The organism is Pantoea sp. App145, assembly GCF_047947045.1.
In the GTDB taxonomy this organism is placed as follows: domain Bacteria; phylum Pseudomonadota; class Gammaproteobacteria; order Enterobacterales; family Enterobacteriaceae; genus Pantoea.
Genome location: NZ_CP133290.1, coordinates 1,585,201 through 1,597,552, shown reverse-complemented (window position 1 = coordinate 1,597,552; position 12,352 = coordinate 1,585,201). Strand labels below are relative to the sequence as shown.

The 12,352-nt window shown below is 55.9% G+C and carries 13 protein-coding genes; 12 read left to right on the top strand and 1 reads right to left on the bottom strand.

What is annotated here, in order from left to right; translation table 11 throughout:
* Positions 1-3: 3 nt before the first annotated feature.
* The 9 genes from phrB to nei all read left to right on the top strand — a co-directional run bounded on the left by phrB (position 4) and on the right by nei (position 7,905).
* Positions 4-1,431 carry a deoxyribodipyrimidine photo-lyase gene (gene phrB / locus RCF31_RS07310; protein ID WP_416412954.1) on the top strand — a complete coding sequence of 476 codons (1,428 nt, stop codon included), beginning with the start codon at positions 4-6 and terminating at the stop codon, positions 1,429-1,431.
* Between the two features lie 17 nt (positions 1,432-1,448).
* Positions 1,449-2,192, top strand: a complete 744-nt coding sequence (locus tag RCF31_RS07305) for a type 2 GTP cyclohydrolase I (protein ID WP_299454775.1) — start codon at positions 1,449-1,451, stop codon at positions 2,190-2,192.
* Between the two features lie 142 nt (positions 2,193-2,334).
* On the top strand, positions 2,335-2,991 hold the full coding sequence (gene pxpB / locus RCF31_RS07300) for a 5-oxoprolinase subunit PxpB (protein WP_416412953.1): 657 nt from the start codon (positions 2,335-2,337) through the stop codon (positions 2,989-2,991).
* A complete protein-coding gene (gene pxpC / locus RCF31_RS07295) occupies positions 2,985-3,917 on the top strand; it encodes a 5-oxoprolinase subunit PxpC (protein ID WP_416412952.1) in 933 nt (310 codons plus the stop codon). Before pxpB ends, pxpC begins: the two co-directional genes overlap by 7 nt.
* On the top strand, positions 3,907-4,644 hold the full coding sequence (gene pxpA / locus RCF31_RS07290; protein ID WP_084873510.1) for a 5-oxoprolinase subunit PxpA: 738 nt from the start codon (positions 3,907-3,909) through the stop codon (positions 4,642-4,644). The genes pxpC and pxpA overlap by 11 nt, the downstream gene beginning before the upstream one ends.
* Positions 4,645-4,704: 60 nt before the next feature.
* Positions 4,705-5,433 carry a DUF969 domain-containing protein gene (locus tag RCF31_RS07285; protein ID WP_416412951.1) on the top strand — a complete coding sequence of 243 codons (729 nt, stop codon included), beginning with the start codon at positions 4,705-4,707 and terminating at the stop codon, positions 5,431-5,433.
* Positions 5,430-6,449, top strand: a complete 1,020-nt coding sequence (locus RCF31_RS07280; RefSeq protein WP_299454764.1) for a DUF979 domain-containing protein — start codon at positions 5,430-5,432, stop codon at positions 6,447-6,449. The genes RCF31_RS07285 and RCF31_RS07280 overlap by 4 nt, the downstream gene beginning before the upstream one ends.
* Before the next feature lie 7 nt (positions 6,450-6,456).
* On the top strand, positions 6,457-7,104 hold the full coding sequence (gene pcp, locus RCF31_RS07275) for a pyroglutamyl-peptidase I (RefSeq protein WP_299454761.1): 648 nt from the start codon (positions 6,457-6,459) through the stop codon (positions 7,102-7,104).
* Positions 7,105-7,116: 12 nt separating this feature from the next.
* On the top strand, positions 7,117-7,905 hold the full coding sequence (gene nei, locus RCF31_RS07270; protein WP_416412950.1) for an endonuclease VIII: 789 nt from the start codon (positions 7,117-7,119) through the stop codon (positions 7,903-7,905).
* A gap of 27 nt (positions 7,906-7,932) precedes the next feature.
* Here nei and RCF31_RS07265 read toward each other — a convergent pair whose 3' ends face one another.
* Positions 7,933-9,216 (bottom strand): citrate synthase, encoded by a 1,284-nt coding sequence (locus tag RCF31_RS07265; RefSeq protein ID WP_299454755.1) that lies wholly within the window; start codon positions 9,214-9,216, stop codon positions 7,933-7,935.
* Between the two features lie 637 nt (positions 9,217-9,853).
* Between RCF31_RS07265 and sdhC the strand changes: the two genes are divergently transcribed.
* The 3 genes from sdhC to sdhA are packed head-to-tail and all read left to right on the top strand — an operon-like array spanning position 9,854 to position 12,351.
* A complete protein-coding gene (sdhC, locus tag RCF31_RS07260) occupies positions 9,854-10,243 on the top strand; it encodes a succinate dehydrogenase cytochrome b556 subunit (RefSeq protein WP_084873516.1) in 390 nt (129 codons plus the stop codon).
* Positions 10,237-10,584, top strand: coding sequence for a succinate dehydrogenase membrane anchor subunit (sdhD, locus tag RCF31_RS07255; RefSeq protein ID WP_013508297.1), 348 nt, complete (start codon positions 10,237-10,239; stop codon positions 10,582-10,584). The genes sdhC and sdhD overlap by 7 nt, the downstream gene beginning before the upstream one ends.
* Positions 10,585-12,351 (top strand): succinate dehydrogenase flavoprotein subunit, encoded by a 1,767-nt coding sequence (gene sdhA / locus RCF31_RS07250; protein ID WP_299454744.1) that lies wholly within the window; start codon positions 10,585-10,587, stop codon positions 12,349-12,351.
* Position 12,352: the final 1 nt, after the last annotated feature.

Below are 12,352 nucleotides of genomic sequence, written 5' to 3'. Positions count from 1 at the left end.
ATTATGACCACCCATCTCGTCTGGCTGCGTAACGATTTACGCATCAATGACAACAGTGCCTTGTATGCTGCCTGCCGCGACGCTAAAGCCCAGGTTATTGCGTTGTTTATCGCGACGCCGGGCCAGTGGCAGCAGCATCATATGGCCCCTAAACAGGCGACGTTTATTTATCACAGCCTGTGTCTGTTGCAGGCGTCGCTGGCGGAACGTGGCATCAAGCTGCATTACCATCAATGTGACGATTTTGCCGCATCGGTGGATTATCTGGCGGATTTCTGCCAGCAGCACAAGGTTGATCAGCTGTTTTATAACTACCAGTACGAAATCAACGAACGTCAGCGTGATGCGGCGGCGGAAAAGCGTCTCGACGATCAGGGCGTGATTTGTCAGGGTTTTGATGACAGCTTGCTGTTGCCGCCAGGCAGCGTGCAGACCGGCAACAACACCATGTTTAAAGTGTTTACCCCGTTCAGCAAAGCGTTTGTCCATCGCCTGCATCAGGGACTACCCGAGTGCCATATGGCCCCCCGCGCGCGTGAAGGCGCGCCAGTCTACGCCGGAAAAAAAATACCCGCCTTCGATTATCCGATGGAAGCGATCGATGAAGATCTGTTCCCGCCAGGCGAGGAGGCCGCCCTTAAGCAGTTGCGTCATTTTGCGCAGCAATCAGTGGTGGACTATGCAACCGAGCGTGATAAACCGGCGGTGGATGGCACCAGCAGGTTGTCGGTGTATCTGGCGACAGGCGTGTTGTCGCCGCGTCAGTGTCTGCATCGCATCCTGAAACAGCACCCGGATGTTCTTGATGGCGGGAAAGCCTTCGTCTGGCTGAATGAATTAATCTGGCGTGAATTTTACCGCCATCTGATGGTGGCGTTTCCGGCGCTGTGTAAGCATCAGCCGTTTGTTGGCTGGACGCGTAACGTACGCTGGCAGGAGAATCAAACCCATTTTTCCGCCTGGCAGCAGGGCAAAACCGGCTACCCGATTGTCGATGCCGCCATGCGTCAGCTCAATGCGTTGGGCTGGATGCATAACCGGCTGAGGATGATTGTTGCCAGCTTTCTGGTGAAGGACCTGTTGATCGACTGGCATGAAGGTGAACGTTACTTTATGCAACAGCTGATGGATGGCGATCTGGCTGCCAATAACGGTGGCTGGCAGTGGGCGGCATCTACCGGCACCGATGCTGCACCTTATTTCCGCATTTTTAATCCCACCACCCAGGGTGAGCGTTTCGATAAAAAGGGAGAGTTTATTCGTCAGTGGCTCCCCGAGCTGGAAAGTGTGCCTGATGCGCATATCCATCAGCCGCACGTCTGGGCGCAGAAAAATAACAAGACGCTCGATTATCCTGAGCCAATCGTGGAACATAAGGACGCACGTAAAAAGACACTGGACGCCTTCGAGCGCGCGCGCAGCGCGGCCTGATGGGTCAGGGAGCCATTATGAATCATGTCGAATTAGAACACATCGTTAACCAGCAGCTGAACACCAGCGCCTTCAGCGACTACGCGCCAAACGGGTTGCAGGTGGAAGGGCGGGCTGAGGTGAAAACCATTATTACCGGTGTCACCGCCTGTCAGGCTTTGCTGGACGAAGCGGTACAACGTAATGCCGATGCAGTGTTGGTGCATCACGGTTACTTCTGGAAAAGCGAAGCCCCGGTGATTAAAGGGATGAAGCGCCAGCGTCTGCGCACGTTACTGGCCAATGATATCAATCTCTATGGCTGGCATCTGCCGCTTGATGCGCACCCCCATCTCGGCAACAACGCGCAGCTGGCGCGATTGTTTGATATTGAGGTGAAGGGTGAAATCATGCCGCTGGTGCCCTGGGGAGAGCTGGCAGAACCGCTGAGCGGTGAGGCACTGGCGCAGCGCATCACCCAGGCGCTTGGGCGCACGCCGCTGCACTGCGGTGATAATGCGCCAGAGAAAATCAAACGCATCGCCTGGTGTAGCGGCGGCGGCCAGGGTTTTATTGATAGTGCGGCGGCTTTTGGCGTTGATGCCTTTATCACTGGCGAAGTATCGGAGCAAACCATTCACAGCGCGCGTGAGCAGGGATTACATTTTTTTGCCGCCGGACATCATGCTACCGAACGCGGCGGTATCAAGGCGCTGGGTGAGTGGCTGGCGCAAAGCTATGGCCTCGACGTGACCTTTATCGATATCGATAATCCTGCCTGATTTTTCATCTGTTACGCCCTTAGCTGCGGCTGAGGGCGCAAATCGGTTGACACATCTCTGACACTTTCGCATAACTGATGGCCTTTAAATCATTAGCATCATGGGCTGGCTGCCCGTGAGAAAGTGAATCAGGAGGTGGGTTTTGCAACGAGCACGTTGTTATCTGCTGGGTGAACGCGCGGTGGTATTGGAACTGGAACCCCCGGTTTCCTTAGCCAGCCAGCAACGCATCTGGGGATTGTGCCAGCGGTTACAGGGTAATGACACGGTGTCGGAAGTGATCCCTGGCATGAATAATCTGACGCTGCTGCTGCGCGATCCGCAACGCAATGCGCTGGATGCGATCGAGAAGCTGCAACGCTGGTGGGAAGAGAGTGAAGCGCAACTGCCGGAATCGCGTCTGGTGGAGATCCCGGTAATTTATGGTGGTGACATGGGGCCAGATCTCCAGGTGGTCGCCGATCATGCCGGTATGACGCCACGCCAGGTGGTTGAGCTGCACAGCAGCAGCGCATACGTGGTTTATTTCATTGGCTTTCAGCCAGGATTCCCCTATCTCGGCGGTCTCGACAGCCGCTTACACACGCCGCGTCGGGCAGAACCTCGCGTCATCGTCCCGGCGGGATCGGTGGGCATCGGCGGCAGTCAAACCGGCGTTTATCCGCTGGCAACCCCCGGTGGCTGGCAGTTGCTGGGACAAACGTCCATCAGCCTGTTCGATCCTCAGCTGCAACCCCCCACGCTGTTACGCCCCGGTGATAACGTGCGCTTCGTGCCGCAAAAGGAGGGCGTATGTTAAAAATTCTACGCGCCGGATTGATGACCTCATTGCAGGACCAGGGCCGCAACGGCTGGCGACAGTTTGGCGTTAGCGTCAGTGGCGCTCTGGATCAACCAGCGATGCGTACCGCCAACATGCTGGTGGGTAACGATCAAAACAGCGCAGTGCTGGAGATTGTGCTGGGGCAGTTTAAAGCACAGTTCCATCGTGATGGCTGGTTTGCTCTGACCGGAGCGGGCTGCAACGCGGAACTGGATGGCAAAGCGGTCTGGACCGGCTGGCGTTTGCCGGTGAAAAAAGGGCAGGTGCTCAGCTTGTCGATGCCGGTACATGGGATGCGCAGTTATCTGGCGGTCAATGGTGGCTTTGCTGTGCCGGAGATGCTGGGTTCCGCCAGTACCGATCTGAAAGCCGGGTTTGGCGGTTTTGCCGGACGTAGGTTACAGGATGGCGATCAGCTGCCGTTGGGTAAAGCTACGCGCAGTTTCAACCGTGAGGCTGGGGTACGTCAGTTGCTGTGGGGGAACCGTCTGCGTGCCTTGCCTGGCCCGGAATATAATGAATTCACCCGCGAAGCGCAGGAAGGATTCTGGCGCAGTGCGTGGAAGCTCAGCCCGCAAAGTAACCGTATGGGTTACCGTTTGCAGGGGCGCACATTACATCGTAAAACCACGCGTGATTTGCTGTCGCACGGACTGGTGCCGGGTGTGGTACAGGTGCCGCCCAATGGGCAACCCATCGTATTGATGGCCGATGCGCAGACGACCGGAGGCTATCCGCGTATTGCCTGCATTATCGAAGCCGATCTCTACCATCTGGCGCAAATTCGTCTCGGCGAACCGATCCATTTTGTCCACTGTACGCTGGAAGAAGCCATGCAGGCGAAGCAGCAGCAACAACGTGTATTTGATCAAATGACCTGGGGACTCTCACATGAAGATTGATCTCAACGCCGACCTCGGTGAGGGCAGTGGCAGCGATCAGGAACTGCTGCAACTGGTCAGCTCCGCCAACATCGCCTGTGGTTTCCATGCGGGTGATGCCGTCACCATGCTGCAATCGGTGCGCTGGGCGAAAGCGGCAGGCGTCGCGATTGGCGCGCATCCCAGTTTTCCTGATCGGGAAAACTTTGGCCGCACCGCCATGCAGCTGCCTGCGGAGACGGTCTACGCGCAGATGATTTATCAGGTTGGCGCACTGAAAAGCCTGGCAGAAAGCGAAGGCGAACGGCTGGTACACGTCAAGCCGCACGGCATGCTGTATAACCAGGCGGCGGCCGATCCGCTGCTGGCGGATACTATTGCGCGGGCGGTAAAAGCGGTGGATGCGCGCCTGATTCTGGTGGGGCTGGCGGGCAGCGAGTCGATTCGTGCGGCGGCGCATTATGGCCTGCAAACCCGGGAAGAAGTGTTTGCCGATCGTGGCTATCAGGCCAGTGGGGCGCTGGTGCCTCGCAGCCAGCCGGGGGCACTGATCGAGGACAGCGCTCAGGCGATCGCCCAGACGCTAACCATGGTGCAACAGCGTAAAGTACAAAGCATCAGTGGCGACTGGGTAGCGGTGAACGCGCAAACCGTTTGCCTGCATGGCGACGGTGCGCACGCGCTGCAATTTGCTCATGCGTTGCGCGCGGCATTTGCTACCCAGCAAATCACCGTAACCAGCGCATAAGTTTTGATGGATTGCCCGGCTTTACGCCGGGCTTTTTATTTTCTGACAAGGGGAGAAAACATGGAAAGCGTGGTGAATCTCTGGCCGCTACTGGGTATTGCGACCATCGTGCTCGGCTTTGTGCTGCGGTTCAATCCGGTGCTGGTGGTGATTGTTGCCGGTTTTGTTACCGGGCTGTCGGCGCATATGCCGCTGGCTGACATTTTAGAAAAACTGGGATCCGGGTTCCTGAATACCCGTAACTTGCCACTGATTCTACTGTTGCCGCTGGCTGTTATCGGCCTGCTGGAGCGGCACGGTCTGAAAGAGCGGGCGCAAACCTGGATCGCCCAGATCAAAACAGCCACTGCAGGACGTTTGCTGATCGTCTACCTGTTCGTCCGTGAAATCACGGCCGCGCTGGGACTGACCAGCCTCGGTGGTCATCCGCAAATGGTCCGTCCGCTGTTGGCACCGATGGCGGAAGGGGCGACGGAAAACCGCTATGGCGAGGTGTCGCCGGAGGTACGTCATCGTCTGCGTGCCATGTCGGCAGCGACTGACAACGTCGGTTTATTCTTTGGCGAGGATATCTTCGTCGCCTTTGGTGCCATCATCTTTATGCACAACTTTATGCAGCAGTCGGCGGGCATCCAGACCGAACCGCTGCATATCGCGGTATGGGGCATTCCGACGGCGATTTGTGCCTTCCTGATTCACTCCGCCCGCCTGATCCGTCTCGATCGTCAGCTGGCGCGTGAACTGGGCACGCTGAATCATCAGGCGTTGCAGGCGAAAGGAGAGCAATGATGTTCCAGCAACAATATCTGATGTGGCTGGCAGGCATTATTCTGCTGGTTGTTGCCGTCTTCTCGTGGCGGGATCACGCCAATCCACGCCGTCTCACTACCGGGCTGTTCTGGGCGCTGTATGGCCTGATTTTCCTGATTGGTGATGGCGCTTATCAACTGATGGGCCATCTGGCAGGGAATGCCGAACAGGGCCAGCGCTGGCTGCATATTGGCGTGGGTATCGCCGTGGTGGTGATGGCACTGATCGCCGGATTTGGCGGGGTGCGCCTCGGCAGTTATCACCAGCGCAGCGACGCAGAAAAACAGGCCAGTGCCAAACGTCTCGGTAACAAGCTGTTCCTGCCCGCACTGGCGATTCCGGTGGTGACCGTGATTGGCGTGCTGGCGTTCAACAATCTTCCTGGTCTGCAGCAGGCGGTGTTTGGTGCCGGTAATCATTCAACGCTGATTACCCTGTTCTCGATGATGCTGGGCTGCCTGATTGGCTGGCTGGTGGCATTGAAAATGACCCATGAAAAACCGGCGCAGTCGATGCAGGAGACGCGTCGCTTACTGGATGCGGTGGGCTGGGCCTTTATCCTGCCACAGATCCTCGCCACACTCGGCTTGCTGTTTACCAGCGCCGGTGTGGGTAACGCGATATCGCATCTGACCGAAACATATCTGGCGGTGGATAACCGTTTTGTCGCGGTGGCGGTGTATGCCATCGGCATGGCGCTGCTGACCATGGTGATGGGCAACGCCTTTGCCGCGTTTCCGATTGTCACCGCCGGGATCGGTATCCCGATTCTGGTGCTGCAACATCACGGTAATCCGGCGGTGATGGCGGCGATTGGCATGTTCTCTGGTTATTGCGGCACGCTGATGACACCGATGGCGGCCAACTTTAACCTCGTCCCGGCACGTCTGCTGGAGCTGCCGGACCGCAATGCGGTGATCAAGGCTCAGGTGCCGACCGGTGTGCTACTGTTGGTGGTCAATATTTTCCTGCTGTGGTTCATGATGTTTTTGTGAGGATGCAATGAAAACGGTATTAATGACCGCGTTTGAGCCTTTTGAAGGCGAAAGCATCAATCCCTCATGGGAAGCGGTACGATCCTTCGATGGTAAGGTGATCAAGGGCGCACGCGTGGTGGTGCGCCAGTTGCCGGTGGTGTTCAGCCGCTGTGGTGCTGTGCTGGCCGAGGCTTTGGATGAACTGCAACCGGACCGCATTCTGTGCATCGGCCAGGCGGGTGGACGCAGCGATATCACCGTGGAACGGGTGGCAATCAATGTGGATGATGCGCGCATTCCCGATAACGACGGGCAGCAACCGATTGACCAGCCGATTGTTGCCGAAGGGCCAGCCGCGTACTTCTCCCGCCTGCCAATCAAAGCCATTGTGGCTGCGGTACGCGAGGCGGGCATCCCGGCTTCGGTATCGCAGACCGCAGGCACTTTCACCTGTAATCATGTGATGTACCGTCTGCTGCACTGGCTGGAAACCAACCAGAGTCAAGCACGCGGCGGTTTTATCCATATTCCTTATTTGCCTGAGCAGGCGGTAAGCCATCCCGGTGCACCGAGTATGTCGGCTGCCAGCGTGATTCAGGCGCTGGAGATTGCATTGCAGGTGACACTCAGCGTTGATCAGGATCTGCGCGTCGCCGGTGGCGCGACGCATTAAACAGGAGAGGTCATGCCTGAAGGACCGGAGATCCGCCGTGCGGCGGATCAACTGGCAGCGGCGATGACGGGCAAACCGCTCACCGATGTGTGGTTTGCCTTTCCGCAGTTGAAAACCTATGAACCCGCTTTGCTGGGGGAGACCGTCACCACTATTGAAACGCGTGGTAAGGCGCTACTCACCCATTTTTCAAATGGTCTGACGCTGTATAGCCATAACCAGTTGTATGGTGTGTGGCGTGTGGTGCCCACCGGTACCGAACCGCAAACCACGCGTCAGTTACGCGTGCGGCTGGCGAATGCCGACCAGACCATCTTGCTCTACAGCGCCTCGGATATTGAGCTGCTTAATGCCGAAACACTGGCAGCGCATCCTTTCCTGCAACGTGTCGGACCAGATGTACTGGATGCCAGCCTGACTGTCGATGAAGTACAACAGCGGCTGTTGTCACCACGTTTTCGGCGGCGGCAATTCAGTGGTCTGCTGCTCGACCAGGGTTTTCTCGCTGGGTTGGGAAATTATCTGCGGGTAGAAATTTTGTGGCATGCACAGCTGCTGGCACAACATCGCGCCCAGGATCTGGATGCCGCACAGCTACGCGCGCTGAGTGAAGCGATGCTGGCGGTGCCGCGTCTCTCGTATCAGATGCGTGGCAGCATGAAGAAGTATCATGAAGAAGCGTCGTTCCGCTTTGAGGTTTTTCATCGACAGGGGAAAGCCTGTCGGCGCTGTGGTGCGGTGATTGAGAAGGGCGTGTTGTCATCACGGCCATTTTACTGGTGTCCGGGATGCCAGAAATAACAAGGGCGGGATAACCCGCCCTGACACTTATTTTTTCAGCGCGGAGGTGAAAGGGCGCTCGGTATAACCGGTGTACAGCTGACGCGGACGGGCAATCTTCATGCCTTCGTCGTGCATCTCTTTCCAGTGGGCAATCCAGCCAACGGTACGCGCCATGGCGAAGATCACGGTGAACATCGAAGATGGAATACCCATCGCTTTCAGAATAATGCCTGAGTAGAAATCAACGTTCGGATAGAGTTTGCGCTCGATAAAGTACGGGTCGTTCAGCGCGATATGTTCCAGCTCCATCGCCACTTCCAGCAGGTCATCTTTCATACCCAGCTCGTTCAGCACTTCGTGGCAGGTTTCACGCATCACGGTGGCACGCGGGTCATAGTTCTTATACACGCGGTGACCGAAGCCCATCAGACGGAACGAATCGTTCTTGTCTTTCGCACGACGGACAAATTCCGGGATGTGATCGACGGTGCTGATCTCTTCCAGCATACGCAGTGTCGCTTCGTTAGCACCGCCGTGTGCCGGTCCCCACAGGGAGGCGATACCGGCTGCGATACAGGCAAACGGGTTAGCGCCTGATGAACCCGCGGTACGCACGGTAGAAGTCGAGGCGTTCTGCTCGTGGTCGGCGTGCAGAATCAGAATACGATCCATTGCGCGTTCCAGCACCGGGTTAACTTTGTACTCTTCGCACGGTGTGGCGAACATCATGTGCAGGAAGTTACCGGCGTAGGAGAGGTCATTGCGCGGATAAACGAACGGCTGACCGATGGAGTATTTGTAGCACATCGCCGCCATGGTCGGCATTTTTGACAGCAGACGGAACGCAGCGATTTCACGGTGGCGCTCAATATTCACGTCCAGCGAGTCATGATAAAACGCCGCCAGCGCACCGGTCACACCACACATCACCGCCATCGGATGAGAGTCACGACGGAAACCGTGGAACAGGCGGGTGATTTGCTCGTGGATCATGGTGTGGCGGGTAACGGTGGTGCGGAATTCTTCGTACTGCTCCTGGGTTGGCGCTTCGCCATTGAGCAGGATGTAACACACTTCCAGGTAGTTTGAGTTTGTTGCCAGTTGATCAATTGGGAAACCGCGATGTAACAAAATACCTTCATCACCATCTATAAAGGTGATTTTGGATTCGCATGACGCTGTAGACGTGAAGCCGGGGTCGAAGGTAAACAGGCCTTTAGATCCGAGAGCGCGGACATCAACGACATCCTGTCCCAGCGTGCCTTTCATCACATCCAGTTCAACAGGCGTATTGTCTTGTAGGGTTAGCGTCACTTTTTTATCTGTCATTTTTCGTCTCCATAGCGCCTTGGTAGGTAAGGATCTTAGACACCTAAACCGCCATCATGTTGCATAAAACCACAATCTTCACAGTATCACTCTGCGGTCATGTTTGTCGTGCAGGGTAGAGTACAGAGCGAACGATGTGTTTGGGCCAGTGGCGTCCGGGCATGACATGCTGCAAATCGCGGATGTTAAAGATCCTGTCACGACATAACTTCTTGGTAACCAATAACCTGATGCTTTGTAATGCTCACAGTGGCAATGTTACATAACTTCAGCTTAGGGGAAAGTGTATCCCCATAACTTTTGTGCATCATAGGGCTTTAATGCGTTTGTTTGTAACCGAATTGTTGAACTTTTGTCAAATCAGATAATTAAAAATGTATGAAATGTGAAATTCGTGAGGGGGATCACTGTTCAGCTTAAATGTGACCAAAGAGATTGTAGGGGAATTGTAATCAGAATGTGATCCTCCTATACTGCCGCCAGGTCTCCGGAATACCCTGACACCAGGAGCCACCCAGCGTTTTCCCCGCGTCATTGAACACTGGATGTTGCTTCTTTGGTGACGGTTGCTGTCTGAACACGTCCTGTGTCTCTGATGTAACCCAGGACCGGAGGAAGCAAAATAAAAAAGAGCTGTGTGGGCAAAACCGTGAAAAAACAAAGACCTGTTAACTTGGATCTCTCGACGATCCGGTTTCCCGTTACTGCAATATCGTCCATTCTCCACCGCGTCTCCGGCGTGATCACCTTTGTCGCTCTCGGAATTCTGCTCTGGTTACTGGGTCTCTCGCTCTCCTCTCCCGAAGGTTTCCTGCAAGCGGCGTCCATTATGGATGGCTTCTTCGCTAAGTTCATCATGTGGGGCATTCTTACCGCGCTGGCATATCATGCCGTGGGCGGCATTCGCCATATGTTGATGGACTTCGGCTATCTGCCGGAAACCCTGGAAATGGGCACCCGTTCCGCTCAGGCGGCTTTTGGTATCACTGTCGTGCTTTCAATTTTGGCTGGAGTCCTCGTATGGTAAGCAATGCTTCTGCATTAGGACGCAACGGTATTCATGACTGGCTGTTACTGCGTGCTGCTGCAATCTTAATTACGCTCTACATTCTCTACATTCTCGGTTTTGTAGTGATGACAGGCACGCTGACGTATGACGTCTGGCGCGGCTTCTTCGCTTCCTCCTTCACGAAAGTGTTCACGTTGCTGACGTTGTTCTCCATTCTGATTCACGGCTGGATCGGGATGTGGCAGGTGCTGACTGACTACGTGAAACCGCTGGCGACCCGTCTGGTGTTGCAGCTGGTGATTGTGGTGGCGCTGTTGTCCTATGCAATTTATGGAACCGTTGTCGTGTGGGGTGTGTAAATGAGTTTGCCAGTCAGAGAGTTTGATGCCGTGGTGATCGGCGCAGGTGGTGCAGGTATGCGCGCTGCTTTGCAAATCTCCCAATCGGGCCAGACCTGCGCCCTGTTGTCGAAAGTTTTCCCTACCCGTTCCCATACCGTTTCCGCCCAGGGCGGCATTACCGTTGCGCTTGGCAACACCCACGAAGATAACTGGGAATGGCATATGTACGACACCGTGAAAGGTTCCGACTATATCGGTGACCAGGACGCGATCGAATATATGTGTCATGTCGGCCCGGAAGCGATTCTGGAGCTGGAACATATGGGATTGCCATTCTCCCGTCTTGATGACGGCCGCGTGTATCAGCGTCCGTTTGGTGGTCAGTCGAAAAACTTCGGTGGTGAGCAGGCGGCGCGTACCGCTGCGGCTGCCGACCGTACCGGCCATGCCCTGCTGCATACGCTGTATCAGCAGAACCTGAAAAACAAAACCACTATCTTCTCCGAATGGTATGCGCTGGACCTGGTGAAAAACGCCGATGGTGCCATCGTCGGTTGTACCGCCATCTGCATTGAAACCGGCGAAACGGTCTACTTCAAAGCCAAAGCTACCATTCTGGCGACCGGCGGCGCAGGTCGTATTTACCAATCCACCACCAACGCCCACATCAACACCGGTGACGGCGTCGGTATGGCCCTGCGTGCAGGCGTACCGGTGCAGGACATGGAAATGTGGCAGTTCCACCCAACCGGTATCGCCGGTGCGGGTGTACTGGTGACCGAAGGTTGCCGTGGTGAAGGTGGTTATCTGCTGAATAAACACGGCGAACGCTTTATGGAACGCTACGCACCTAACGCCAAAGATCTGGCGGGCCGTGATGTGGTGGCGCGTTCGATGATGATCGAAATCCGTGAAGGTCGCGGCTGTGATGGCCCGTGGGGGCCGCACATTAAGCTGAAGCTCGACCATCTGGGCAAAGACGTGCTGGAATCCCGTCTGCCGGGCATTCTGGAGCTGTCGCGTACCTTCGCGCATGCTGATCCGATAAAAGAACCGATTCCGGTGATCCCAACCTGTCACTACATGATGGGCGGTATTCCGACCAAAGTGACCGGTCAGGCGCTGTGCGTGAATGAGCAGGGCGAAGATGTCGTCATCCCGGGCCTGTTTGCGGTGGGTGAAATTGCCTGCGTATCGGTTCACGGCGCTAACCGCCTTGGCGGTAACTCACTGCTCGACCTGGTGGTATTTGGTCGCGCGGCGGGTCTGCATCTGCTGGAGTGTATCCAGGAGCAGGGCGAACTGCGTGATGCTACCCAGGACGAAATCGATGCAGCGATGGCGCGCTTCAATCGCTGGGAAAATAACACCACTGGCGAAGATCCGGTTGAGATCCGCAAAGCGCTGCAACGCTGCATGCAGAACAACTTCTCGGTCTTCCGTGAAGGTGATGCGATGGCGCAGGGTCTGGAAGAGTTGAAAGTGATCCGCGAACGCCTGAAATCAGCGCGTCTCGATGACCGTTCACCGGACTTCAATACCCAGCGTATCGAGTGTCTGGAGCTGGATAACCTGATGGAAACCGCTTACGCCACGGCTGTTGCGGCGAACTATCGTACCGAAAGCCGTGGCGCGCATAGCCGCTTCGACTATCCGGATCGCGATGATGCCAACTGGCTGTGCCACAGCCTCTATGTTCCGCAAACGGAAAGCATGACGCGCCGTGAGGTGAACATGCAACCGAAACTGCGCGCGGCCTTCCCGCCGAAAGTGCGTACTTATTAAT

Bases quoted from the DNA above. Each gene is read 5' to 3' on its own strand.
- pxpC (WP_416412952.1), top strand. From the start codon at position 2,985: ATGTTAAAAATTCTACGCGCCGGATTGATGACCTCATTGCAGGACCAG.
- RCF31_RS07305 (WP_299454775.1), top strand. From the start codon at position 1,449: ATGAATCATGTCGAATTAGAACACATCGTTAACCAGCAGCTGAACACC.
- pxpA (WP_084873510.1), top strand. From the start codon at position 3,907: ATGAAGATTGATCTCAACGCCGACCTCGGTGAGGGCAGTGGCAGCGAT.
- sdhD (WP_013508297.1), top strand. From the start codon at position 10,237: ATGGTAAGCAATGCTTCTGCATTAGGACGCAACGGTATTCATGACTGG.
- RCF31_RS07265 (WP_299454755.1), bottom strand. From the start codon at position 9,216: ATGACAGATAAAAAAGTGACGCTAACCCTACAAGACAATACGCCTGTT.
- RCF31_RS07280 (WP_299454764.1), top strand. From the start codon at position 5,430: ATGATGTTCCAGCAACAATATCTGATGTGGCTGGCAGGCATTATTCTG.
- phrB (WP_416412954.1), top strand. From the start codon at position 4: ATGACCACCCATCTCGTCTGGCTGCGTAACGATTTACGCATCAATGAC.
- RCF31_RS07285 (WP_416412951.1), top strand. From the start codon at position 4,705: ATGGAAAGCGTGGTGAATCTCTGGCCGCTACTGGGTATTGCGACCATC.
- sdhA (WP_299454744.1), top strand. From the start codon at position 10,585: ATGAGTTTGCCAGTCAGAGAGTTTGATGCCGTGGTGATCGGCGCAGGT.
- nei (WP_416412950.1), top strand. From the start codon at position 7,117: ATGCCTGAAGGACCGGAGATCCGCCGTGCGGCGGATCAACTGGCAGCG.
- pcp (WP_299454761.1), top strand. From the start codon at position 6,457: ATGAAAACGGTATTAATGACCGCGTTTGAGCCTTTTGAAGGCGAAAGC.